23 protein-coding genes and 1 other annotated feature are annotated in these 23,669 nt (G+C 47.2%); of the genes, 12 read left to right on the top strand and 11 right to left on the bottom strand.

Annotated features, from left to right (window positions below):
- Positions 1–3: 3 nt before the first annotated feature.
- Positions 4–1,335, top strand: a complete 1,332-nt coding sequence (locus DFR62_RS07210) for a hypothetical protein (protein ID WP_121299131.1) — start codon at positions 4–6, stop codon at positions 1,333–1,335.
- 93 nt (positions 1,336–1,428) lie between these two features.
- Here DFR62_RS07210 and DFR62_RS07205 read toward each other — a convergent pair whose 3' ends face one another.
- Both DFR62_RS07205 and DFR62_RS07200 read right to left on the bottom strand, forming a co-directional pair.
- Positions 1,429–2,652 carry an MFS transporter gene (locus DFR62_RS07205; RefSeq protein WP_121299130.1) on the bottom strand — a complete coding sequence of 408 codons (1,224 nt, stop codon included), beginning with the start codon at positions 2,650–2,652 and terminating at the stop codon, positions 1,429–1,431.
- Complete coding sequence (locus DFR62_RS07200; protein ID WP_121299128.1) at positions 2,649–3,323, bottom strand: ArsR/SmtB family transcription factor; 675 nt, start codon at positions 3,321–3,323, stop codon at positions 2,649–2,651. The genes DFR62_RS07205 and DFR62_RS07200 overlap by 4 nt, the downstream gene beginning before the upstream one ends.
- A 157-nt stretch (positions 3,324–3,480) precedes the next feature.
- On the opposite strand from DFR62_RS07200, the gene DFR62_RS07195 reads away from it, so the two are divergent.
- From DFR62_RS07195 to aldA, 3 genes are all read left to right on the top strand, one after another.
- Positions 3,481–3,723: a hypothetical protein gene (locus DFR62_RS07195; protein WP_121299126.1), complete on the top strand. Its 243-nt coding sequence runs from the start codon at positions 3,481–3,483 to the stop codon at positions 3,721–3,723.
- A 19-nt stretch (positions 3,724–3,742) separates the two neighbouring features.
- A complete protein-coding gene (locus DFR62_RS07190; protein WP_121299124.1) occupies positions 3,743–4,441 on the top strand; it encodes a Type 1 glutamine amidotransferase-like domain-containing protein in 699 nt (232 codons plus the stop codon).
- A gap of 99 nt (positions 4,442–4,540) precedes the next feature.
- Positions 4,541–5,980 carry an aldehyde dehydrogenase gene (aldA, locus tag DFR62_RS07185; RefSeq protein ID WP_121299122.1) on the top strand — a complete coding sequence of 480 codons (1,440 nt, stop codon included), beginning with the start codon at positions 4,541–4,543 and terminating at the stop codon, positions 5,978–5,980.
- A 51-nt stretch (positions 5,981–6,031) separates the two neighbouring features.
- On the opposite strand, the gene tyrS is transcribed toward aldA, so the two are convergent.
- Both tyrS and DFR62_RS07175 read right to left on the bottom strand, forming a co-directional pair.
- Entirely contained in the window at positions 6,032–7,246 is a 1,215-nt protein-coding gene (gene tyrS / locus DFR62_RS07180) for a tyrosine--tRNA ligase (RefSeq protein WP_121299119.1), read from the bottom strand.
- A gap of 79 nt (positions 7,247–7,325) precedes the next feature.
- Positions 7,326–7,567, bottom strand: a binding site (T-box leader).
- A 295-nt stretch (positions 7,568–7,862) separates the two neighbouring features.
- A complete protein-coding gene (locus tag DFR62_RS07175; protein WP_121299117.1) occupies positions 7,863–8,402 on the bottom strand; it encodes a helix-turn-helix domain-containing protein in 540 nt (179 codons plus the stop codon).
- Positions 8,403–8,901: 499 nt separating this feature from the next.
- Here DFR62_RS07175 and DFR62_RS07170 point away from each other — a divergent pair, with 499 nt between their 5' ends.
- From DFR62_RS07170 to DFR62_RS07155, 4 genes are all read left to right on the top strand, one after another.
- On the top strand, positions 8,902–9,330 hold the full coding sequence (locus DFR62_RS07170; protein ID WP_121299115.1) for a DoxX family protein: 429 nt from the start codon (positions 8,902–8,904) through the stop codon (positions 9,328–9,330).
- A gap of 148 nt (positions 9,331–9,478) precedes the next feature.
- A complete protein-coding gene (locus tag DFR62_RS07165; protein WP_121299113.1) occupies positions 9,479–10,234 on the top strand; it encodes a GTP cyclohydrolase II in 756 nt (251 codons plus the stop codon).
- Positions 10,227–11,321, top strand: coding sequence for a bifunctional diaminohydroxyphosphoribosylaminopyrimidine deaminase/5-amino-6-(5-phosphoribosylamino)uracil reductase RibD (gene ribD / locus DFR62_RS07160; RefSeq protein WP_121299111.1), 1,095 nt, complete (start codon positions 10,227–10,229; stop codon positions 11,319–11,321). Before DFR62_RS07165 ends, ribD begins: the two co-directional genes overlap by 8 nt.
- Before the next feature lie 12 nt (positions 11,322–11,333).
- The gene (locus tag DFR62_RS07155; RefSeq protein WP_121299109.1) at positions 11,334–11,909 is read left to right on the top strand and encodes a 5' nucleotidase, NT5C type; all 576 of its coding nucleotides are present in this window, start codon (positions 11,334–11,336) and stop codon (positions 11,907–11,909) included.
- Between the two features lie 195 nt (positions 11,910–12,104).
- Here DFR62_RS07155 and DFR62_RS07150 read toward each other — a convergent pair whose 3' ends face one another.
- Both DFR62_RS07150 and DFR62_RS07145 read right to left on the bottom strand, forming a co-directional pair.
- The gene (locus tag DFR62_RS07150; RefSeq protein ID WP_121299107.1) at positions 12,105–13,592 is read right to left on the bottom strand and encodes a DHA2 family efflux MFS transporter permease subunit; all 1,488 of its coding nucleotides are present in this window, start codon (positions 13,590–13,592) and stop codon (positions 12,105–12,107) included.
- A gap of 21 nt (positions 13,593–13,613) precedes the next feature.
- A complete protein-coding gene (locus DFR62_RS07145; protein WP_121299105.1) occupies positions 13,614–14,189 on the bottom strand; it encodes a TetR/AcrR family transcriptional regulator in 576 nt (191 codons plus the stop codon).
- Positions 14,190–14,355: 166 nt separating this feature from the next.
- Here DFR62_RS07145 and DFR62_RS07140 point away from each other — a divergent pair, with 166 nt between their 5' ends.
- Positions 14,356–15,351 (top strand): YhdH/YhfP family quinone oxidoreductase, encoded by a 996-nt coding sequence (locus DFR62_RS07140; RefSeq protein WP_121299103.1) that lies wholly within the window; start codon positions 14,356–14,358, stop codon positions 15,349–15,351.
- Between the two features lie 84 nt (positions 15,352–15,435).
- On the opposite strand, the gene DFR62_RS07135 is transcribed toward DFR62_RS07140, so the two are convergent.
- Positions 15,436–16,092 (bottom strand): Type 1 glutamine amidotransferase-like domain-containing protein, encoded by a 657-nt coding sequence (locus DFR62_RS07135; protein WP_121299100.1) that lies wholly within the window; start codon positions 16,090–16,092, stop codon positions 15,436–15,438.
- A gap of 140 nt (positions 16,093–16,232) precedes the next feature.
- On the opposite strand from DFR62_RS07135, the gene DFR62_RS07130 reads away from it, so the two are divergent.
- Positions 16,233–16,844, top strand: a complete 612-nt coding sequence (locus tag DFR62_RS07130; protein WP_121299098.1) for a TetR/AcrR family transcriptional regulator — start codon at positions 16,233–16,235, stop codon at positions 16,842–16,844.
- Between the two features lie 26 nt (positions 16,845–16,870).
- Positions 16,871–19,198, top strand: a complete 2,328-nt coding sequence (locus tag DFR62_RS07125; RefSeq protein ID WP_121299096.1) for an MMPL family transporter — start codon at positions 16,871–16,873, stop codon at positions 19,196–19,198.
- A 164-nt stretch (positions 19,199–19,362) separates the two neighbouring features.
- Here the strand turns inward: DFR62_RS07125 and nhaC are convergent, their stop codons facing one another.
- From nhaC to DFR62_RS07105, 4 genes are all read right to left on the bottom strand, one after another.
- Positions 19,363–20,826, bottom strand: coding sequence for a Na+/H+ antiporter NhaC (nhaC, locus tag DFR62_RS07120; RefSeq protein ID WP_121299094.1), 1,464 nt, complete (start codon positions 20,824–20,826; stop codon positions 19,363–19,365).
- Positions 20,827–21,071: 245 nt separating this feature from the next.
- A complete protein-coding gene (locus DFR62_RS07115) occupies positions 21,072–21,839 on the bottom strand; it encodes an ABC transporter permease (protein ID WP_121299092.1) in 768 nt (255 codons plus the stop codon).
- Positions 21,836–22,726, bottom strand: a complete 891-nt coding sequence (locus DFR62_RS07110) for an ABC transporter ATP-binding protein (RefSeq protein ID WP_121299089.1) — start codon at positions 22,724–22,726, stop codon at positions 21,836–21,838. The genes DFR62_RS07115 and DFR62_RS07110 overlap by 4 nt, the downstream gene beginning before the upstream one ends.
- Positions 22,701–22,952, bottom strand: a complete 252-nt coding sequence (locus DFR62_RS07105) for a PLD nuclease N-terminal domain-containing protein (protein WP_101191920.1) — start codon at positions 22,950–22,952, stop codon at positions 22,701–22,703. Before DFR62_RS07105 ends, DFR62_RS07110 begins: the two co-directional genes overlap by 26 nt.
- Before the next feature lie 180 nt (positions 22,953–23,132).
- On the opposite strand from DFR62_RS07105, the gene DFR62_RS07100 reads away from it, so the two are divergent.
- Entirely contained in the window at positions 23,133–23,651 is a 519-nt protein-coding gene (locus DFR62_RS07100; RefSeq protein ID WP_121299087.1) for a helix-turn-helix domain-containing protein, read from the top strand.
- Positions 23,652–23,669: the final 18 nt, after the last annotated feature.

Raw genomic sequence — 23,669 nt, 5'->3', positions numbered from 1 at the left:
CGCGTGAAAGTACGAATTGGAGCCGTTGGGCCTGCAGATTCACTTGAAGTGATCCGCCAAGTAGCAGCCTTAGACAATAGAATAGAGTTAGTGGAATTTGAGTATTCCGCTGCAGAGCAATTGCCTGATATTCTAGGAAAGCATCGCTATGAATTCACCCAATGGATTTTCTCAGGGCCTATCCCTTATGACTATTGTGTCAAAAACGAACTGATTACACCTGAAGAAGCGGCATATCCCCCTCTTCACGGAATGGCGCTATTAGGGACATGCCTGCAAGTCATGCATAATCATGATCAATTCATTAAAAATATGAGTCTCGATGTAGTGGATGAGAGTATTGTCCATTCACTTTTCTCGGAATATCAATTGAATAATATCCAGTTTGAACTGCACCATTACGAAGGAACTGTAAACTACCAAGAAATCATCAACTTTCATGTGGGGAATTACCGATCTGGAAAAACAAAAGCCGCTTTGACTTGTTTAGCGAAAGTATATTGGGAGTTAACTTCATTAGGCATTCCTTGTTATCGCGTCAAACCTTCAAAGCTGGCAATCCAGACGATTTTCAATTTGCTGGTTTCTAGAGCCCAAAGCCACGTATATGAAAAACAAAAGGTGGCTGTGGTAGGTTTCGAGCTTCTGAAAAGCGAAAAGACGCCTAAAAAAGCAGATTACAGTTTTTATGAAAGAGAAAAAGCGCTGGAGTTCGAACAGGAATTGCTTCAAATCACGAAAAAGTTAAATGGATCTCTGATCAATAAGGGAAGAGGGATTTATTTCATTTACACTACACAGGGCGATTATGAATTACTATTCTCTTCGAATTCGATTATGCAAATCGCTAAAGAAATAAGTATGCGCACGGCTCTTGATTTCCATATCGGGATCGGTTCCGGCTATACGATACATGGAGCAGAGTTAAACGTCCAAACTGCATTTGAACATGTTGCCGGAAAAAATGAAATGAAGGCGATTTATGTCGATGAGAGTGGGGTAATAGAAAATCTGTCTGACTCAGAAACTACGAGTGATTCAGAAAATGCCAGTCAATTACCCGAATATTGGATTGTTATTTTAGCGAAGCATAACTATCGGGTAACCATCCCAATAAAAATCTATCAATATGTAAAATTGAAAAACATCCCTTGTTTTACCAGTGATTTAATTACAGGACTTCTAAAAAGTTCAGAAAGAAATTCTAGAAGAATATTGAATGAAATGGAACAGATGGGTTTAATCCAGGAAGCAATGGAAGAACAAAAATCGGGCAAACGCGGCAGACCGAAGAAAGTATATGAATTTATCCTGAACAAGGAAAAAGCTGAATGACTAAAATCCCCGGCACAAGGATATCCTTGTGCCGGGGATTTTAGTTATCGCTCGAATGCTTTGCCCTAACTCGCGTTTGCTGAACGAGAAATACTAAAGGGAATTTGGAAGCGTTTCTTTCATGCGAAGCGCAGCCATCACACCGGCAATCATCGGCAGAAGGGCGACCAAGCCGATCGCCCATTCGACATTGATGACGTCAGTCAAGATGCCGGCGAACAAAGCGCCGAATGCATAGCCGCTGTCGCGGAATGAACGGTAGACGCCCATTGAAGAAGCACGCCAAGAAGGTGGGGCCACGTCGCTGATCGCTGCTTGCAAGGTCGGATAGACCATTGCCGTCCCAAGGCCGAGAAGGATGGATGCCACAATCCATAAGCTGTATTGGTCGACCATCAGCAAAAGCCAAAGCGAGGCAGCCTGCAGCCACATGCCGCCGGCGATCAGCCATTTCCGGCCCCAGCGGTCACTCAAGAATCCGGTGAATAATTGGAAAAATCCCCAGGCGGCCGGATACAAAGCGACGAGCAAGCCGATTTCCGGGACGCTCAATCCGACACTTGCGAAAAATAGCGGAAACAAGCCCCACGCCATGCCATCTTTCAAATTCGTGGAAAGCCCGGCGAAGGTAGCGGTCGACAGTGTCGGGTTTTTGAACGCTGTGCGCTTGAACACTTCACCTGCGGAAAGGGCCGCCTCTTGTGATGACGACTTGGCCTGACGCTTCAAGTGTTCGCCGGTATCCCGGACGAGAAACGATAGCATAAGGCCGATCGCTACGACTGCCAATCCAATATAGAACGGTTCGGGGCGGTTTGAGAAAGTCGAAGCAACGTAACCGGACAACGCGGCCATGACGGCAACACCCGTATAGCCCGCAAATTCATTGAGCCCGACCGCAAGCCCGCGCTCTGTCGGCTTCGCGAGGTCGATCTTCATATTGACCGTCATCGACCAGGCGAGGCCTTGGTTAATGCCAAGGAAAATATTGGCGACGACGATCATCCACCAGGCGTCGGCGAAAATGACGAGCAGTGGTACAAAAAGCCCCGCACTCCATCCGACAATCAGCACTTTTTTGCGGCCCAGCCGGTCGGCGATGGCACCGGCAAAATAATTGACGATTGCTTTCGAGAAACCGAAGCTGATAATGAATGACAGCGCGGCACTCGCTGAAGCGAGCCCGAATTCTTCTTCTCCGATAATCGGCAGGACAGTCCGTTCGAGCCCGACCATCGAACCGACGAAAAAGTTCGTCAGCACGAGAAGGAGAAACTGGAAGATATTTTCTTTAATGCCGAATTGGATGTTTCTCATCGAATCTCCCCATCGTCCGCATCGATTTCCTGGGAAATGGACGAATCCGTGGGCCCTTCGTCCAAACGGTACGCTTCAAACCCGCGTTCGCGCAGAAAACGTACGGCGTCACTTGCGTACAGGCAATAAGCGCCCCGGCAATAGGCAATGACTTTCTTGCCAATCGGCAAGTGCTCCAGGTTTTCTTCGAGTTGCGCTAGCGGAATCGACACGGCATCCGTCAAGTGGCGGCTGGCGTACTCATCTTCAGCCCGCACATCGATCAATACCGCGCGTCCGCTAGCCACTTCTTCCAATGCCTCGGCCGAGGACATGACCGGAACCGAGCCACCCGCTGTCGTTTCCATCGTCCGGACCTCGCCCATATCGGGGAATTGCCGTTCAGCGAGCCGTTTTGTCAACTGCAATAATTCGGCGACTTCATTATCGGCAAGTTCATAATAATGATGGTTTTTCACTTTCGAAGAAGCGACGAGCCGCGCTTCACGCAATGCTTGCAGATGCTGTGAGGTATTCGCCACCGACATATGCGTCTCTTTCGCCAGGCGTTCCACCGTTTTCGGTCCCTGCGCCAAATAATCGAGCAGCTCGAAACGCCCTGGGCTCGACAAAGCTTTGCTGATTTTCGTGAAATGCCCATAGGCAAAATTTTTGAATTCCCGTGCTTCCATCCGGATCAGCCCTTATCTATTCAAGTATTTTATTGAATAGGTAAAGTGTAATGGAATGACGCCAGATTTGTAAAGAGTTGGTGCTTGGTTAGCTTTCTTCGATCATTTGAAACTTTATACGATTAAAAGCGTAATTAGCAGCAAGGAGTGGTGAATAATGGCACATTGCACAAATTGCGGAGTTAAATGGAAAGCGAAAGATATCTGGAAACTGGGCATGGCAAAAGACGGCAAGAATTGCCCATCGTGCGGCGCGAGACAGTATGCATCGTTCAAGAATGGCGGGTTTTTGATGGGACTCGGCTATGTGAGCGGAACAATCGGGTTATTGCTCATCGTTCTGTTTCCGTATTATATCCGTTTAAGCAATCAGAAAGATAAAGAGTTGTATGGGGAATAGAGAGGCAGGAGGAAACACAATGAAACAGATTATCGCACTAGGCGGAGGCGGCTTTTCGATGGAGCCTGACAATCCACTGCTTGATTTATACATATTGGAACAATCACCAAAAGAAACGCCGAAAATCTGCTTTATCCCAACAGCGAGCGGGGACGCGGACAGCTATATCGCACGCTTCTACGATTTCTTCGAACAGCAAAATTGCGAGCCGACGCATCTGTCGTTGTTCAAGCCGCCGGCCCAAGATCTGGAAGAGTTTGTCTTGTCGCAGGACATTTTGTATGTCGGCGGGGGCAATACGAAAAACTTGCTCGTACTATGGAAGGAATGGGGCTTGGACCGGATTATCGAAAAAGCCTGGAATCAAGGCATTGTCCTGGCAGGCATCAGTGCGGGGTCGATTTGCTGGTTCGAACAAGGGGTCACCGATTCTTACGGCGATGAACTTCATCCATTGGACTGTTTAGGCTTTTTGTCCGGCAGCAATTGCCCTCATTACGATGGGGAATCGCACCGGCGTCCGACGTTTCAACGGCTGCTTAAGCAAGGGCAGATCAAGCCAGGGCTAGCCGCAGATGACGGTGTGGCGCTTCATTTTATCGGACAGGACTTGCACAGCGCTGTCAGTTCACGGCCTTATGCCAAAGCTTACCGGGTAGGCGAAGGATATGAACATGAACTGGAAACTAGGTTTTTGGGAAACCCTAACGCTGTGTAAAAGTTTAATTCCTGTCTAAGCATGTTAGTGCAGAAGGCCAAGTTTACCGGTAACCATAAAGGGAAAAACCTACTAATTGGAAAATTAGGAGGAGATCTTTTGCAAACTCACCAGATGTATGTAAACGGCGAATATATAAAGTCCACTGGAGACGAATGGATCGACATCATTAACCCGGCAACTGAGCAAGTGATTTCCAAGATCCCTAAAGGAACGGAAGAAGACGTAGATAAGGCAGTAGAAGCGGCGCATCAAGCTCAACAGGCATGGGAATTGACGCCGAATATCGAACGCGGGAAAATCGTCCGCAAGCTAGGCGATAAGATTGCCGAAAACCGCGATACATTTATCGACTTATTGCAGGAAGAGCAAGGGAAAGACTATGAACTGGCAAGCGGTGAAGTCGATCTCGCGATTGATTACTTCCATTATATGTCCGAATGGGCACGACGCATCGAAGGGGAAATCGTCCCGAGCGACCGTCCAAACGAAAACATCTTAGTCTACAAAAAGCCAATTGGCGTCGTGGCAGGCATTATCCCTTGGAACTTCCCAATCTTTATCTTGGCAAGAAAAGTTGCGACCGCTTTGGTGACAGGCTGCACAATTGTCATCAAGCCGAGCCAGCAGACACCGAATACCGCAATGGAATTCACGAAACTCGTCGACGCGATGGAAGAAATCCCAGCAGGCGTCTACAATGTCGTAACCGGAACCGGTTCTGAAATCGGCAATGCGCTGGCTTCGCACAAGAAAGTTCAGATGATCACGATGACAGGAAGCTTGCCGGCCGGCACGAAAGTAATGGAAGCGGCAGCGCAAAACATCACCAAGGTCAATCTCGAACTTGGCGGTAAAGCGCCAGCCATCGTCACGCAGCATGCAGATTTGGACTTGGCCGCAAAAGCCATCACCACATCGAGACTCGCAAACGGCGGACAGGCGTGCACCAATGCGGAGCGCCTTTATGTCCATGAAAGCGTAGCGGAAGAGCTCAGCCAAAAACTTATCCAGGCATTCGAAGCGACCAAGCTCGGCGACCCGAGAGAAAGCAAAGACGTAACAATGGGGCCGCTGATCAGCCAGGACCGTCTGGAGACTGTCGAAGGCATGGTTAAAGACGCTGTGTCGCAAGGGGCGACCGTTGCGACAGGCGGGGAACGCGCGGATTTGGCCGGGTTCTTCTACAAGCCAACTATTTTAACGAACGTGACGCACGATTCCGATATCATGCGGGAAGAGATCTTCGGGCCAGTATTGCCTATGACCACGTTCAGTACAATAGAAGAAGCGATTGACATGGCCAACGACACGGTCTTTGGCTTGTCTTCTTCGATCTATACAGACGACCTGAACGAAGCAATGCGCGTCGTCAATGAAATGAAGTTTGGCGAGACTTACGTCAACCGCGAAAACTTCGAAGCGGTGCAAGGTTATCACGCCGGCATGCGTCAATCCGGACTCGGCGGTGCGGACGGCAAGCACGGCATGGAAGACTTCCTTGCAACGCAAGTCGTTTACATGCAGTATAAAAAATGAAGTAAATAAAGGCGCAGAAACGGATATCCGTCTCTGCGCCTTTTCTTATGATTATTTTTCAAAACGCACGAAGCGCTTTTTGCCGATCTGCAGGACATCGCCGTTTTGGACGACGGTGTCGAGTTCTTCGCGTGTCAGCTTATCGCCGTTGAACGATACGCCGTTTTGTTCGATGAGCCGCACAAATTCGCTTTTGCTGCGGACAAATCCGGATTCCACGAGCTGCGGAATAATTTCTTCAATACGTTCCTTGCCGATTTCCACCAGCAGCGAAGGGATATTTTCCGGGATTTCACGCTTTTGGAAGGCGGTTTCGAAGTAGCGTTTCGCTTCTTTCATCGCGTCTTCGCCGTGGTAGAGCGCCGTGATGATTTCCGCCAGTTCCAATTTGATATTGCGCGGGTTTTCACCGTCTTCGAGCCGGTCGAGCAAGGATTCGATCGCCAAGGGATGCTCATCGGTCGTCAGTTCAAAGTATTTGAAGACCAGGGGATCCGGCACTTCCATCACTTTTTTGAACATGACTTCAGGCGCTTCGCTGACGCCGATGTAATTGCCCAGGCTTTTGCTCATCTTTTCAACGCCGTCGAGCCCTTCAATCAGCGGCATAAAGATGGCGACTTGCTTTTCCTGGCCCATATGCTTTTGGAGTGTGCGGCCCATCAAAATATTGAAGGTCTGGTCGGTACCGCCGATTTCAATGTCCGCCTTCAGTTCAACGGAATCGTAGGCTTGCATGAGCGGGTAGAAAAACTCATGGAGACCAATCGGCGACTGGTTTTGGTAGCGGTTCTGGAAATCGTCGCGTTCGAGCATGCGCGCGACCGACGTGCTTGCGGCAAGCTTCAAGACCTCTTCGAAATTCAGCTTCGACAGCCATTCGCTATTGAAACGCACCGTTGTCTTCGTTTTATCGAGCACTTTGAAGATCTGTTCATAGTAAGTCTCCGCATTCTCCCGGACCGCTTCATCACTGAGCGCGGTCCGTCCTTTGGCCTTGCCGGAAGGGTCGCCGATGCGCCCGGTGAAGTCACCGATCAAAATGACCGCCTGATGGCCGAGGTCCTGCAATTGCTTGATTTTGCGCAAAACTACTGCGTGGCCAAGGTGGATATCAGGTGCGGACGGGTCGAGCCCAAGCTTGATGGTGAGCGGGCGCTGTTCATTATATGAGCGTTCGAGCTTTTCGAGCAATTCGCCTTCCTCGATGATTTCGGCAGCTCCTTTTTCGATGATTTTCATTTGTTCAGCGGGTGTGAGTCGCATGCTAACATCTCCTTGTCCTGGAATAGTCCATATCGCGAAAACGATCAGAATACAAAAAAGCGCCCTCTAGGGAAAAACCCTAAAGGACGCGGATATGCGTGTTACCACCTTAGTTTGGAAACTGCTCACACAGCTTCCCTTGGAAAGTACGGCCGAAGCGATACTCCTGCATGGATTACGGATGCAACTCCGGTGTAGCCTACTGAAGGTTCGGTACACAGCTCAAAGAGGTATTTCCCCGGACACCGCATGCGCCTCTCATCAACCGGCCGCTTTCTGTATGCTTCAGTCACAAGTACTCGTTCTTATCATCGCTTTTGTTCTTATATGCCGAAATGCTCGGGCAAATATTCGTTACGCAGATATTGTTTCTCATTATAACTGGATTAAAAAAGAAGTCAATCACGGAATATAATCAAACTGTTAATTCACTTTTGACCAAAGCATCTCTGCGATGAATCCGGTTCATGCTTTGTTGAGAACAGAATACGAAAAGGCCAGTGAAGCATAGTTTCCAAACCCGTCAACGAATGAATCGGTGAAAGCACATCACCGAGTTGCAATCACCAACTAGCTGCTAAGACTTTCCAGGCGGCTAATAAAATGCACCTGTACGTCAGAGTATATCCATCAGTTCGGTATCGGAATAAATTGAAATGTATACTACAGCTTTCTCTTCTCCAATATTTTTCACGAAATGGGGAACGCTGGCATTCCAGCTGAAAGAGTCGCCTTTTTCCACTATAAAAGAATCTTCCCCTTGCTCAGCAAGAATTTTCCCTTCTAGCACCAGATGGGATTCTTCCCCTTCATGTGCATGGGGATCCCCTATCGATGCGCCGGGAGGAAACTCAACAATCATCGTACGCAGTCCGCCCTTTGAAGCCAAGTGCTCAATTTTCAAATTATTATACGAAGAGCTTCTTCTATCCTCTTTACGTACAACGCGCATATGCTGCTGCTTTTCCAGCAGTAAATAAGCAAGAGGAACTTTCAAAAATGCAGCAATCGTATTGAGTGTATTGATGGAAGGTGAAGTATTGTTGTTCTCGATATTGCTGATGAAGCCTTTCGAAAGGCCGGTGCCTTCGGACATTTGGGCGATGGTGATTTTTTTTCGGTTTCGAATAGCTCGGATTTTTGCTCCAATTTCCAACAAGATGACCTCCATTTGTTTTCTTTTAAGAAACTTATTTATATATTAACAAATAAAATATTGACATTCCACCTTTATGAAGTTAACTTATAGATAATAATTATTCTTTATACGAAACAAATAAGACTTATTTTTTGGCTTAATGTTTTCTTATAAGAATATTAATTTCTAATGGGGATTTTTATTTCATATTAAAGATAGGAGGAAATATAGTGGGAACTTCTTCAGTTTATGAACTAAGCGAGCTGCCATTGATGACGTCAGCAGGGGGAATGACGAATTCTTTAATGAGTGGTGGCTACAGGTGGAGTTCCGAGCCTGCCTAGAAGGACAGGACGTTTTTCAAAAGAAGCAGGGGGATTTCTCAAGTAGCGGATAGTTGTCCAAATTAGCCGAGCGAAGGAACGAGAATAAGCTGCAATTGCATTATTTGAAATACAGCATAACAACGCTATTTAGCAAAACCATTAAATGAATGATAAAAATTGGAGGAAGAAAAGTGAAAAACAAATATGAATTGAGTGCTTTAATCTTACGTTTGGTATTGGGAATCAGTTTTTTAATTCACGGGGTTTCAAAGTTTCAGGGAGGAATTGAAAATACCGCCGGATGGTTCGCGAGCATTGGATTGCCCGAATTTCTCGCATATGCAACAGCTGGTATAGAAGTTTTGGGAGGTCTGGCATTGATACTCGGGTTCTTCACAAGATACATTTCCGTCTTATTTGTTGTACTAATGGCAGGAGCGATTATTCAGGTGAAATTAGCGGCAGGGTTTTTAGGTGATGGGCAAACGGCCGGATACGAATTGGACTTGGCATTTTTAGCGATGTCATTATCCCTTGCCGTGACAGGCTCTAAAGCTTATGCATTAGATCAACTGTTCTTTAGAGGAAATGAAGAAGAAAACAAGGTATCTGTTAACTAGTTAGGATGAATATTTGAGAAAGAGTGCATTGCTTCAATAGGGAGTAGTGCTTTCTTTTAGTGAAAAAGCGCAAAATAGGGCATTATTTAAATTATGTCAGTGAAGAAAGCTATCTTCAAAAAACTAATTAAAAAGAGGTGCGTTGCGAATGGTGCAAGTAAAATTTGATTCTAAGATTCTTTCGGCTTTGGAAAATAAAATCCAACTGATCAATAAAGAGGAAGGGGCTATTTATTTGGTTGGACCGATTCAACTGCCGGTGAACCTATACAACGAAACAGTTGTCTTTCAATGGTATTGCTGGTTGGATTGCGAAGAAGTGACGACAGCCTATGGGAGCATTATTGAAAAACTATCTTCTTCCAACTTAGCTGACCTGCAGCAATCTAGCGTGTTGGCATATGGTGATTTCGCTGAAGGAGCCGATGCCCTTATCCGGATGCATTCCATTTGCCATACAGGTGATATATTCGGCAGTAAGCGTTGTGATTGTGGCTATCAATTGAAAGAATCGATGAAAATGATTGTCGAACACGGAACCGGTGCGTTATTCTATCTAGCGAACCATGAAGGAAGAGGAATTGGCCTATTTAGCAAAGCGATGGCTTATCTTCTTCAGGAAAACGGATATGATACCGTCGATGCGAATGAAACTCTGGGATTCGAAGACGATACCAGAAGCTACGACGATGCCATAAAAGTATTGAGCGCATTGCGATCGAAGCCGGTCACGCTTTTGACCAATAACCCGAAAAAATTGGCAGCATTAACAAACGCCGGCTTGAAACTATCGGGCAGACAAGCTTTATGGGGAGATCACTCGGAATTCAATGAAAACTATCTTCAGACAAAAGTTCATCGCTCTGGCCACTTAGAGGAAGAGGTGGCTTGCCCGAATGCTTAACGATAAGTTTTATATGGACCTGGCTGTTCAGAATGCGCAGGCGATGAAAGGCCAAACAGATCCGAACCCGCTAGTCGGCGCCATTATTGTCAATGACAACCGCATTGTAGGAATCGGCGCCCATATGAAGGCGGGAGAAGCACATGCCGAGATTCACGCCCTTCAAATGGCTGGTGCAAAAGCTAAAGGCGGAACCATCTATGTCACGCTGGAACCTTGCTCTCATCACGGAAAGACTGGCCCATGTGCGGAAGCGATCGTGGAAGCGGGAATTAAGAGAGTAGTCATCGGGACGCTCGACCCGAACCCCATCGTTTCCGGAAATGGCGTTAAAATACTAGAAAATGCAGGAATCACTGTAGTGTCAGGGGTTGAATCAGAAAAGGCTTGGCAGTTGAACGAAGTATTCAATAAATTCATCACACATAAAAAGCCCTTTGTAACACTGAAATCCGGTATTACCTTAGACGGCAAAATTGCGACGCATTCCTATGACAGCAAATGGATTACTTCGGAAGAATCCCGTCTGGATGCACACCAGCTCAGAAATGAAAACATGGCGATTCTAGTAGGGGTCAATACCGTCATCCATGACAACCCGGAACTTACAACCAGAATTCAAAATGGGCGCAACCCGATACGCATCATCATCGATTCCAGTTTGAAGATTCCTGAAGACGCCAAAGTGCTCAATGACAAAAAAGCAGACACTTGGATTTTTACCAGCCAATATCCAGACGCGGCTAAAGAGAAAAAACTGCTGTCGGGCGGCATCAAAGTCGTGCGGACGAGCAGCTTGAAAAACGTTGATTTAAGTGAAATGCTTAATGTGCTGGAGGAGAGTCAGATATCTTCCTTGTTGATTGAAGGCGGTGGAACCATCAACGCTTCTTTCTTGGAAAGCCATTTGATTGATAAAGTGATCTTATACATTGCCCCCAAATTAATCGGCGGTAAAGAGGCACCGAGCTTTTTGGAAGGCAAGGGGTTCAATAAAATGAGTGAAGCAATTGAATTAGCTGATATGGAAATCACGAAGATAGGGAATAATTTCAAAATGGTTGGATACCCCATTTACGAAGCATAAAGGAGTTAAGCCATGAAAATCGGATTCGATATTGACGATACACTAATAAATTTAAGAGAATATGCTTTTCATATCTACAATGTAAAATTGAAGAAAAACGTACCGATCGATGTTTTCCATCGGTTAGAAAGAGTGGAGATACACGAAGCTTTCGAGCTGACAGAAGAGCAAGGAGCAGAAATGTGGAATTCCTCTTTGGAAGAAATTTATTTCAATGCATGTCCCCCTTTTCCGAATGCAGTAGAAACAATACAGGAATTGGAGAGAAGAGGACATGAGATTTATTACATTACTTCAAGGCCGAAAGTGCATGGGGAACGGACATTGGAATGGATGAAGACACAAGGCTTCCCGATTGAGGGAGAACGGTTTTTTTACGGAATGAAAGATCAAGAAAAAATCCAATTCATAGAAAAAATCGAGCTGGATTATTATTTCGACGACAAGCCTGAAGTGTTAAATACATTAGGGGGCAAAGGAAAGACAACGGTAGTTGTAAAAGACCAATCCTATAATCGGAATTTGAACTTCCCGAGAATCCTGGAGTGGAAAGATATCGAAAACTTTATCGATACGAGAGAGTTGTAATGCGTACTTAATTGCTAGCCTATAAACGGCGCTTATTGAGCTGTCACGCTTGTTTTTACAGTTCCAGTGAAAGCTATGGGAAAAGGGTATGGTATTTCTTTTATGATGATGTTGTAGGTGAAAATTGCCCTGCTGATGAAAATTCAGCAGGGCAATTTTTATATGGCTTAAAATGAAATTAAGGAAACTTAAAGGTTAAGTCTTATCCAATACATCTATAACACGTGCTGATCTTGCTTTTTCTGGGGCCAGATGGACGGATTTGATGAAGAAAGAAATCACCAAGCCGATCACAGCGAGCACCAAACCGAATGTAAAGGCATTTTGCACGCCAGCCGTCAGTGCTTCGGGAATAGCGGAAGCGCTGTTTGGATCTGATACAGTTTGCATATAGGTCGATTGTGTCGATGACATGATGGTAATGGCGACCGCTGTCCCGATGGCGCCTGATACTTGCTGAAGCGTGTTCATCAAAGCGGTGCCATCCGGATACAAGTCTTTTGGCAATTGATTCAATGCGTTAGTTTGGGCTGGCATCATCACCAATGAAACCCCGACCATCAAAAGAGTATTCAAGACGACTATGGCAACTGCAGTGGTGCCGGTCGTGACGCCTGATAAGTTCCACAAGGTAATGATGATGATTGAAAACCCGGGAATGACCAATCCTCTCGGCCCGTATTTATCGTAAATCCGCCCGGTGATCGGGGACATCAATCCGTTCAACACACCGCCCGGCAGCAGGATGAGCCCAGCTGTGACAGCTGCCAAGCCAAGTCCTGTCTGCAAATACAGCGGCAGCAGAATGGCTGATGACAGGATGACCATGAACGCGATAAACACCGCGGCGAGCCCAAGTGTGAACATAGGGTATTTAAAGACGCGGAGGTTGATCATCGGCTGGTCCATTTTGAATTGCCGAATGGAGAACAAGAACAATGAGACAAATCCAACCGCAATGGATGCGATGACGATGAAACTGCCCCAACCGCTTTCCCCAGCGGTGCTGAATCCATAGACGATGCCGCCAAACCCGAGGGAAGACAGCACGATGGAAGTAATGTCGATCTTAGGTTTTGTGATCACGCTGACGTTCTGCATGAACATGATGCCAAAAATCAATGCGAACACTAGAAACGGAAGAGACACCCAGAAAATCCAATGCCAGCTTAAGTTTTCAATTAAAAATCCGGAAATCGTCGGCCCGATCGCCGGAGCGAACATGATCACCAAGCCCATCAATCCCATAATCGCGCCTCTTCGATGAATGGGGAAAATCAATAGAATCGTGTTGAACATGAGCGGCAAAAGCAAGCCTGTTCCGATTGCCTGGATGACGCGAGCCACCATGAGAATGCTGAAGCTGGGCGCTAGTGCAGCAATCAAGGTGCCGGTCACTGAAAAGGCAAGCGCGGCAATGAATAGCTGCCTCGTGCTGAACCATTGCAGCAATAAGCCGGACACAGGGACCAATATGCCGAGTGTCAGCAAGTATCCCGTCGTGAGCCATTGGATGGTAGACGATCCCACGCCGAATTGTTGGATTAAATCGCCCAATGCCATATTGAGCGCAGTCTCACTGAACAATCCAATGAAGCCTGCGATTAAGAACGAAATTAAAATAGGGGTCGTTTTGATGGTTTCTTTTTGCTGTCCTGCTATTGTTGTCATATCTTTATCCATTCCTCTCTGAAATGCCTGATTTTAATTCTCTCTTTTTGACAAGATGAAAGGAATTTGATTGGCGATGATTAAAAGCGATTCCTCGCTTTTGGTAGTCAGTGAAAGAAGAATGCCTCCTTCGATCGCGGCCAGAATGAAAATCCCGTAATCTTTAGCCAGCTTTTCACTGTATCCTGCTTCAAAAAACTTAGTGGAGTATAGTTCGCTCCACTCTTCGAATGCCGTTTGACACGCGGACCTGATCGGTTCATTGGTCGAATATTTTTCAGCCGCAATCGTGCCAATCGGAAACCCGACCGGTTCTGTCTCATCTTTCAATAGAGCAGCCAACTGATGAATATGGTCTTGAACCGCTTTGACAGGATCACCGATTTGTTCGAACGACTCTTCAATCCATGCCAAAACAATATCTTTGGTATGATGAATGGCTTCGACAGCCAGTTCTTCTTTGCCATTAGGGAAATAATGGTACAGGGAGCCCTTGGGAATATTGATCTCTTTTAAAATATCATTAAGACTGATTCCTTCGTAGCCGTGCAGGCGGAACAATCTGGAAGCAGCCTCGATCAACGCCACTTTCGTATTGGGTTTAGCCATAATTCACCTCTTTAAATAATTAAACCGACCAGTCTAATATAATTGCTGGATAAATCATTGTCAAAGAATGGGTTTTCTCATAGCAGTAAAATAGTGCAAGGGAATCTCTCTAGATAATGCATGTCACAACGCTGATTCGGGAAAAGAAGAGCAAGGAGGGATTTTAATGGATTCATTTAAAGCGATTGTCATTAAAGAACAAGGGGACGAAATCATTTATGGTGTGGAACAAACCGGAGAAGAGCAATTATCGGACGGTAACGTCTTAGTCAATGTCGCGTATTCGTCTATCAATTACAAAGACATGCTCGCGGTGCAGAAAAAAGGCGGCGTCATCCGCGATTACCCGATGATTCCCGGAATCGACTTCAGCGGGACGGTTGTACATACAGCGGACGGGCGATTCCAGCAAGGCCAGGAAGTGATCGTCACGGGCTTTGAAATGGGGATGAGCCACACCGGCGGGTTCGCCGAATATGCCCGCGTGCCGGCCGAGTGGATCGTGCCTTTGCCGGACGGCTTGAGCTTGAAAGACGCCATGGTGTTCGGGACGGCCGGATTCACGGCGGCATTGTCCATCCAAGCGCTTGAACAAAACGGCATGAACCCTGAGAACAACCCAGAACTATTGGTGACAGGCGCAACGGGCGGCGTCGGAAGTGTTGCGTTGCAAATTCTGTCGAAAATCGGCTACACCAATATCACGGCCTTGGTGCGCAAAGACCATCAAGTGGACGTGGCGAAATCGCTCGGCGCAAACGAAGTCATTTTCCCGGATGATCTGGGCGAACTGAAAAAGCCACTCAACAAGCAAAAATTTGACTATGTCCTCGATACCGTCGGCGGCGATGTGGCATCGGTCCTCATCCCGCAAATTTCCTACGGCGGCAGCATGAGCATGTGCGGCAACGCGGCCGGGCTTCAACTGACCGCGACGGTGCTGCCGTTCATCTTAAGAGGTGTCAATCTGCTCGGCATCGATTCGGTCAATGTGCCGATCGAAAAACGCGGCGCCATCTGGGAAAAGATGGCGGCCGACTGGAACATTACCCAAACGACTTTGACGGATGAAGTCTCGCTCGAAAAAGTCCCTGAAACAATCGAGACGATCAAAAATGGCAAGCATTTAGGGAGAACGATCGTTAATTGCCAAGATGCTTAAAACCACACCAAAAAACGTTCGGCAAGCATGGAACTGTGCTTGCTGAACGTTTTTTTGTTTTGCCCATCGATACAGCCAACGAAGTTAAAAGGTCTCCTCCATTTTACGGATGTTTGAGCGCGACATGACATAGACATCCCCTAAAATATCGATATGGCCGCCTTTTGAGCGCAAGGCACAGTCTTTATTTGACGCGTACACGTTCATTTCATCTGACAGTGCAGACAGTTCTTCTTGAACGAGTGCCATATTGTTTTCGAGGTCGAAATGGGACAGCACGGAAAAAGGGTCTAGCGCGAGGCCGTCGCAAACGGTGTCCATGTCGACAGCATATCCAAAGCGTTCCGAGCACTTCCATTTAGCGGACATATTGATCGCCCCGGCGCTGGCCCCCATGACCAAGGCGGCGCTCGTTTTGATCGGCTCCGCCAAATCATACTCCGTCAAAAACCGGTTTTGCTTAAGCGTATCTCCGCCCAATAGAAAAATGGCCGAGGCATTTCTGATTAAGGCATGGGCTACTTCCTGCTCTACACGCGAATCGATTAGATGATATTCATCGAATGAAATGCCTGCCTGATCCAACCAGGAACGTTCCACTGCGCCGTCAATTTCAGTGTCTGATGGATCCGAGCTGATCATCACGAGCGATTTACGTTCTGGAAGGTCTTCCCTTAAGGCTTTGCTTAGGTTTTCCGGAAAACAATCACTAAACCAACCTAAATAATAATGAGTTTTCATAAGGGCCTCCTTCGTACAGGTGATAATAGCCATTATACAGCCAATCGGTCCACTTTTTATATAATTGCCCAAAGGGAAAAATTGCACATTGGGCAATTTTTGTGGTATAACATGTAAGAATTGAAAAATGAGGTGATGGAATGACTGACAGCGGTTTGCGGGATAAGAAAAAAATCGCGACTCGCCAGGCCTTGGCCGAAGCTGCTTTTAACTTAGCGGTGGAGCATGGTGTGGACGGGTTTGTCGTGGAAGATATCGTTAAAACGGCAGGCTATTCACGCCGGACATTTGCCAATTATTTTTCATGCAAGGAAGAAGCGATCGCCAACTCCTTGACGATGAACGATTATTTAGAGCGCGACGGCCAATTCGCCTCCTCCACGGAAAGTTACACGCCTTTAGATACCATCGAATTGTATATCCGCGGAAGTTTCACGATCAATAAATTGAGGCGGCTTAACGAGCTCATTTCACTGTCGCGGAACTACCCTTCGCTCAAGCTGTATGTAACCGGCGCATTGATGGAAGTACAGGATTTTGCGAAACGCGGAATCAGTGAAGAGTTCGGCAGCGACTATCCGGAAGAGTATTACCCTATTCTGATCGGCGCCGTATTCGGTGCGATTTTGCCGGTGCTGGATGAAAGCATCGCTGTCAAATTGCCAGAAGACGGGGAGCAGGACGAGACCGATAATGAATTTAACCAATACATCGATATCGTCTTTGCCCATTTACGAAAAGGCTTTAACTAACAAAAATAGAGAACGGAGTTGCACAAGTGTCGAGATTTTTTTACAGTATCGGAAAAACAGCCTATAGCAAGCCTTGGATTTTTATTGCCAGCTGGCTGCTCATTTTAGGCGTCATCATCACAGCCATTGTCACGAATGGCGTGAATACAAGCAGTGAAACAAGAATTGACGGCACCGCCGCACAGGATGTGCTGGATGAGTTGGCGGAAGAATACCCAGCCGCATCCGGGGGGCAAGGCAGTTATTTGTTCGAAGTGCCGGAAGGGGAAGTCATTGACGATCCGGCCAATGCCCAAGCTTTAGCCATGGCAGCCAATGAAATTTACGGCCTGGATCATGTCGTCAATCCGATGGACATGCTGCAAGACGAAGAAGCGATGGTCCAGATGCAAGAAATGCAAAGCATGCTGAGCCAGCTTCCGGCGTCTGAAGTCAGCCACCGGCCGTTCATCGTCCAGGATATGCCAGTCCCAGGAATCCAAATTTCAGAAGATGGAACGGTCGCATTATTCCAGTTCCAACTGACCAAAACAGCGGAAGACTTGAGTGAAGCGGAACGCGAAGAACTCGCAGATGCCGCGAATATCGCTCAAGACAATTCTTCCATCACGGTCATTCCGACGGGCGCGCTGCAAGGTGTCGATATCCCGATCGGCGGCACGCATGAAATCATCGGGCTCGCGATCGCAGCAGTCATCCTGGTCGTCACGCTCGGTTCACTCATCGCAGCCGGCTTGCCGCTAGTCGTGGCATTGATCGGCGTCGGTGTGGGTGTCGGCGGGACGTTCGCCTTGTCGAGCATGTTCGAAATCAACAGCCTGACACCGGTTCTCGCTTTGATGATCGGCCTTGCTGTCGGCATCGATTATGCTTTATTCATTGTTAACAGGCAGCGCAAACTGATTATCGAACAACAATTAACCGCTAAAGAAGCGGCTGCCCGTGCAGTCGGCACAGCAGGCAGCGCGGTATTCTTTGCCGGTTTGACCGTCATCATCGCACTCAGCGGCTTGCTGGTCATCGGCATCTCGTTCCTTAGCAGCATGGCAATCGTCGCCGCATTGACGGTGCTAATCGATGTGCTGGTCGCGCTCACACTGCTCCCGGCATTGCTCGGGTTAATCGGGGAGCGGATCGTCTCAGCCAAAACGAGAAATAAAACTCAAACGAACAACAGCTCGAAACAAAGCTTTGCCCAAGGGTGGATTACCGGCTTGTTGAAAATGAAATGGGCTGCTGTCTTACTGGTCATTATCGTTCTCGGTACACTCGCAGTGCCGGTCGCGCAAATGAACCTCGGCATGCCATCCGGCGAAAGCGCCAATCAAGACACTGCTGTCAGACAAAGCTATGACGTCATTTCCGACAGCTTCGGGGAAGGGTTTAACGGCCCACTTCTTGTCGTGGCTAAAGACCAGGATGCAGCTGCAGTGGATCCGCAGGAATATTTCCAACTGCTCAGCAATATCTCACAGCTCGACGGCGTAGCTGAAGTATCTCCAGGCGGCTTCAATGAAGACGGAACAATCGCCATCATCAGCATCATCCCAGAAAACGGGCCGACTGATGAAGCGACGAAACAATTGGTGGAAAGTTTGCGGACAGATGCCGCTGCCACTGAAAACACCAACGCAGAAATCGGCGTGACCGGTTTGACGGCGGTCAATATCGACATTTCGGAGAAGTTGGCTGAAGTGTTCCCGATCTATATCGCCATTATCGTCGTGCTGTCACTACTTATTCTGCTAGTCGTCTTCCGTTCGATCCTGATTCCGATCAAGGCAACGGTCGGTTTCCTGTTGAGCATCATGGCAACATTCGGCGCCACAACCGCAGTCTTCCAGTGGGGCTGGCTCGGATCGCTCTTCGGAATCGATACCGGCGGCCCGTTGCTGAGCTTTATCCCGATTATGGTCACCGGCATCCTGTACGGGCTCGCCATGGATTACCAAGTATTCCTTGTGTCGTCGATGCGCGAAGCCTATATACATGGTGAAAAAGGCGATGGGGCCATCGTCAGCGGCTACAAGACGGCCAGTAAAGTGGTTGTCGCGGCCGCATTGATCATGGTTTCGGTATTCTCCGGCTTCATCTTCACAGATGACATCATGATCAAGCAAATCGGCTTTGCCTTGGCGTTCGGCATCCTCGTCGATGCCTTCCTAATCCGCATGATCTTTGTGCCGGCCGTCATGTCGATGTTCGGCGACAAAATCTGGTGGCTGCCAAAATGGCTCGACAAGATTCTACCGGATTTGGACATTGAAGGTGAAAAATTGCTTCACGAATTGAATGAAAAAGATAAAGATAAAGGTAGAGCGATACGCACGAATACTGGAGAAAACTCCATCTAATGATAGCTAAAACTGCCGGGAAGCTTCCCGGCAGTTTTTGTTTGGTTAAAAAATTCTTGAGAATGGCTCGTCAGGAGAAGACGGTTCTGATGGTAACTGAAAAGCGGTCGTAAAAGTAAAAGAAAACCCATCAAGCTTCAAGCAGCTTGATGGGTTTTTGGTATTCACGTCAATACAGAATCTGAAGTGGTGCCCGTTTTCGCGGATTGCCGTGCTTCTTTTTCTTCCAATGCTTTTAATTCTTCCTCGGTCAGGAATTCGACTTTCAGCCCGACGAATGCCATGAAGATGGAAATGATCGGGACGGTGTAATTTAGTACAGCATACGGGGCGTAGGCGAAAGTGCTGACGCCGAGAGTCGCCACGATAAACACGCCGCATGTATTCCACGGAATCAAAGGAGAAGTGACGGTTCCGCCGTCTTCCAATGCCCGCGATAAGTTCTTCGAATGCAATTTTTTGTCTCTATACGCTTTGGCGTACATTCTTCCCGGGAGAAGGATCGATATGTATTGTTCAGAAGCGGTCGCATTCGTGAAAAAGGCAGAAACGATCGTTGCCGCGATCAAACTGCCTGCTGATTTCGCGACCTTGAGAATTTGGTTGACGATCGCTTGCAGCATCCCGACTTGTTCCATGATGCCGCCGAAGATCATCGCGACAATCGTCAAGGACACCGTGTACATCATCGACTCGATGCCACCGCGGTTGAATAGATTGTCGACCATTTCATTTCCGCTCGAGATCACGAACCCGTCGTGGAGTGTATTGACGGCATCGGCTACACTGCCGCCTTGGATAAATACATAACATAGCCAACCGAGCAAAACACCGATCGTCAAAGCGGGGAGTGCAGGAACTTTTTTCGCTACCAAGACGATGACCGCAAGCGGTACGAGCAGGAGCCAGGGAGAGATCACGAAATTGCTTTCCAGCGCGGAAAGGATGCTGTTGATGTTGCCGATATCCACGGCCGTACCGGCAAACTGCCTGCCGAGGATAAAGTAAACGACTAACGCAATAATGAGGCCTGGAATCGTTGTATACACCATATGTTTGATATGCGTAAACAAAGGCGTTTCGGTAATGCCGGCCGCTAAATTGGTCGTGTCAGACAACGGGGACATCTTGTCGCCGAAATAAGCGCCGGAAATGACTGCACCGGCTACCATGGCGGCAGGGATCCCCATGCTCACGCCGATGCCCATTCCCGCAACACCGATCGTTCCCATCGTCGACCACGAACTGCCGATGGCCAAAGTGACGATGGCGCAGATGATGCAGATGGTCACGAGGAATAGGGAAGGGGTGATGATTTTCAATCCGTAATAGATCATGGTGGCCACGATGCCGCCGCCAATCCATGCTCCGATGATCAACCCGACGAGAAGGATGATGACAATCGCCGGAAGTGCCATGCGGATGCCTTTATAGGCGCCTTCTTCGATGATTTCCCATTTATAACCGTAGCGCCAACCGATCAAAGCGGCAATCGCCGCACCAATCAATAGCGGGATGTGTGGGCTGCCTCCAAATTTGATGATAGTGACGGCCATGATGCTGATCATGACAACGAATGGAATTAATGCCATAACAAATGGAATTTCTATTTTCTGTTGATTCTTCATGATTCATCTCCTCAATGCAAGATAATGAAAGCCTTTTCAACTATTTTGCCATGAGCTTCGAAGAGGTGCAAATGATTTTTTCAAAAATTTAAATATCTAAAATTTTTGCGCAAAATATTTTTGCACTATTTTGAAAGTGATTTTTTTGACGAGTATCCCGGAGGATGGTGATTTTAGGTGATCGAAAAAGAAGCCCAGCCCGTTATGGATGGACTGAGCTTCTGTAGTGCGCAAAGGGGACCCGCTTACTGTTTGTTCAGATTGATTTTGGCCAGCCAAATGTTAAACACAATGAACACTCCACACGACAGGATGCTGAAATGATTGACCTCACCACCCGGCAGCAATTGGTTTTCTGCGACGTTCAAGACGCCGCCTGGGGACAGCTGAAACACAAGATGGTTAAAGCTTTTGATCAGGATCAAGAAAATGGAGACGGCAATCGTCGTGACCGCGATGAGAATGGGCCCCTTGATGAATGTGCTGATTAGAATCGCTAGGCTGATGACGTAGAGAATCCACAAACTGTACATCAAAAGAAATAACAAGAAATCGGAAAAAGAGAACGAACCGAATAAAAAAATCGTGTAGCCGTAGGAAACGGCGGCTCCAATGGCAATGGCGAACATGCTGATGAGCCAGTGGCCTGCAAGCTTTGACAATAAATAAGACGGAATGGCAACCGGGCGGGTCAAGATAAAGTCCTGCATGCCGCTATTGCGGTCGGACGCAATGAGCCCCATGAAGCTGACGATTAAAATGATGAGTCCGATTTGATTGAACTGCCCGGAAATGGTCGACAGAAGAACTTCTCCGGAACTCGGTACCGGCCGGTTCGGGTCAATGGTGATGCCATCTGCGCCGCCTACGTTTTCGAGGATCACGTCCATATAGTTATTAATCAAAGGCTGGGTGACACCCAAAATGACGAAAAACAATGTCAGCCAAATAAATTTGTATTCTTTTGCGGCTTCCGCCAGCTCGGTTTGGGTTAGCGTATAAAAGTTGGTCATGTGTCCGACACCATCTCCAGGAAAATTTCCTCGATTCCTTTTTCATAAAACTTGATGGACGTGACATCCAGCTCTTGTGCATCCAAGTCATGGACGACTTTTTTCAAATCAAGTTGTTCAGTCCCTGTCAAAAGGAAAGCGGTAGGGGACAGGCGTTCAATATACGCCACGCCATCACCGGGCCAAATGCCGCTTGCTGGTGGAGTCTTCGCTGTCTTCACCAAAACTTGTGTACGGTCTGCATGCTGAAGTTGGCTGTCGATGGTTCCAGAAATCGCGCCATCTTTGATCACAATGTAGCGGTCGCAAAACGCACTGGCATCATCCAGGATATGTGTGGAAATAATGATGGTCGTCCGTTTCTTCAAGCGGGCGATCAATTTTTTCACTTCGTTCCGGCCGATCGGATCGAGAGCTGAGACCGGTTCATCCAAAATCAATAATTGCGGCTCGTGCAAAATGGCTTGTGCGATTCCGAGCCGCTGCTTCATGCCACCGGATAATTGCTCCACTTTATAGCCCTCTTTATCCTTCAGGCCAACTTCCTCCAACACCGCGGGGATAGCCTCCTGTAAAAATACCGCATCCAGGCCTGATAGTTTTCCGAAGAAACGAAGCGATTCCCCGCAGCTCATCCACGGCTTGAAGTCTGTATGCTGGGACAAATAGCCGATATCTTGCTTGTGCTGGGCAATGGGCTTGGAATGGAAGGTGATGTTCCCTTGTTCATAGTGCAAAACGCCAGTCATGCATTTAATAAGCGTTGTTTTGCCGGCACCGTTTGGCCCCAATAAACCAATGCATTCCCCTTGTGCAACCGTAAAAGAGACATCGCTCAAGATTTTTCGTTTTTTGATCCTCTTATGAAGTTTCTCGACTGTAATCATGGCGAATGACCTTCCTTCCGATGACCAAATACAAGATCGGCCCTAATGATTGGAATAATAAGATGGCGGCGAGCCAAGCATACGGTGCCGCAATCCGATCTTTCCGCTTAAACCAGTCGTACAGTGCGACGCCAATGAGCAATAAGTTGAAAAAGATAATGGGCAAGGCGAACGGCAGGATTTTTGCCCAATCGATTTCCAGTAAAGCAGTAATATCAGTATTCATATTTATCACCCTTTCTATTATCATTATCAATAATGATAATAGAAACGTCAACTACTTTATGCATGCTCCGTATTTTAATCAGGTTTCGAGTTGCCAGCCGGCCATTTAGGTGGAGTTGGTAAATCAACGGAAAGAATATATAATAGCTAATTAAGCGCACTCAAAAAGGGGACATTGCACATGGAATTTGATTTATTTAAAAACCAGGTCAGGTTTAAAATAGCTTTGGAATTGATCGATGTTGAAGAGGGATTATCGATTTTGCAGCTGAATAAACTATTGAAAGAAGTGTCGCAAGCTACTTTGTACAGACACGTGAATTCCATGGTGGAGGATGATTTACTGAAAGTCGTGGGCATCAACCGCAGCGGGAAAGTGGAAGAAAAACTCTATGCACTGAACACGCAAGCCTATAAAGTGAGCCAGGAAGACTGGCAGTCGGCTACTTATAGTGAGAGAATCCGGTTCATCACGTACTATTTCATGTACATTCTGCAAAACTATAAAAATTATCATGAGCGCAGCGTGGAAGAGCAGTCCCAGGATCAATCGACATTTTCTTTAGTGAAGTTGAATCTAACAGACGAATCCTTTAACGAGTTTCAATCAGAACTCAGTTCATTAATGGAAAAATACTATCATGCTCAAGAGCCGGAAGAGGGTACTGAGCGCGCTGTTTCGTTGGTGATTATTCCATAATCCGATAAAAGTATGAAC

This window comes from Planococcus citreus (assembly GCF_003664125.1).
Taxonomy (GTDB): domain Bacteria; phylum Bacillota; class Bacilli; order Bacillales_A; family Planococcaceae; genus Planococcus; species Planococcus citreus.
The sequence above is the reverse complement of the archived record's forward strand: the minus strand, read 5'-3'. Positions and strand labels throughout refer to the sequence as shown.

Bases quoted from the DNA above. Each gene is read 5' to 3' on its own strand.
- DFR62_RS07205 (WP_121299130.1), bottom strand. From the start codon at position 2,652: ATGAGAAACATCCAATTCGGCATTAAAGAAAATATCTTCCAGTTTCTC.
- DFR62_RS07200 (WP_121299128.1), bottom strand. From the start codon at position 3,323: ATGGAAGCACGGGAATTCAAAAATTTTGCCTATGGGCATTTCACGAAA.
- DFR62_RS07195 (WP_121299126.1), top strand. From the start codon at position 3,481: ATGGCACATTGCACAAATTGCGGAGTTAAATGGAAAGCGAAAGATATC.
- DFR62_RS07190 (WP_121299124.1), top strand. From the start codon at position 3,743: ATGAAACAGATTATCGCACTAGGCGGAGGCGGCTTTTCGATGGAGCCT.
- tyrS (WP_121299119.1), bottom strand. From the start codon at position 7,246: ATGCGACTCACACCCGCTGAACAAATGAAAATCATCGAAAAAGGAGCT.
- DFR62_RS07165 (WP_121299113.1), top strand. From the start codon at position 9,479: ATGGTGCAAGTAAAATTTGATTCTAAGATTCTTTCGGCTTTGGAAAAT.
- ribD (WP_121299111.1), top strand. From the start codon at position 10,227: ATGCTTAACGATAAGTTTTATATGGACCTGGCTGTTCAGAATGCGCAG.
- DFR62_RS07155 (WP_121299109.1), top strand. From the start codon at position 11,334: ATGAAAATCGGATTCGATATTGACGATACACTAATAAATTTAAGAGAA.
- DFR62_RS07150 (WP_121299107.1), bottom strand. From the start codon at position 13,592: ATGGATAAAGATATGACAACAATAGCAGGACAGCAAAAAGAAACCATC.
- DFR62_RS07145 (WP_121299105.1), bottom strand. From the start codon at position 14,189: ATGGCTAAACCCAATACGAAAGTGGCGTTGATCGAGGCTGCTTCCAGA.
- DFR62_RS07140 (WP_121299103.1), top strand. From the start codon at position 14,356: ATGGATTCATTTAAAGCGATTGTCATTAAAGAACAAGGGGACGAAATC.
- DFR62_RS07135 (WP_121299100.1), bottom strand. From the start codon at position 16,092: ATGAAAACTCATTATTATTTAGGTTGGTTTAGTGATTGTTTTCCGGAA.
- DFR62_RS07130 (WP_121299098.1), top strand. From the start codon at position 16,233: ATGACTGACAGCGGTTTGCGGGATAAGAAAAAAATCGCGACTCGCCAG.
- nhaC (WP_121299094.1), bottom strand. From the start codon at position 20,826: ATGAAGAATCAACAGAAAATAGAAATTCCATTTGTTATGGCATTAATT.
- DFR62_RS07115 (WP_121299092.1), bottom strand. From the start codon at position 21,839: ATGACCAACTTTTATACGCTAACCCAAACCGAGCTGGCGGAAGCCGCA.
- DFR62_RS07110 (WP_121299089.1), bottom strand. From the start codon at position 22,726: ATGATTACAGTCGAGAAACTTCATAAGAGGATCAAAAAACGAAAAATC.
- DFR62_RS07105 (WP_101191920.1), bottom strand. From the start codon at position 22,952: ATGAATACTGATATTACTGCTTTACTGGAAATCGATTGGGCAAAAATC.
- DFR62_RS07100 (WP_121299087.1), top strand. From the start codon at position 23,133: ATGGAATTTGATTTATTTAAAAACCAGGTCAGGTTTAAAATAGCTTTG.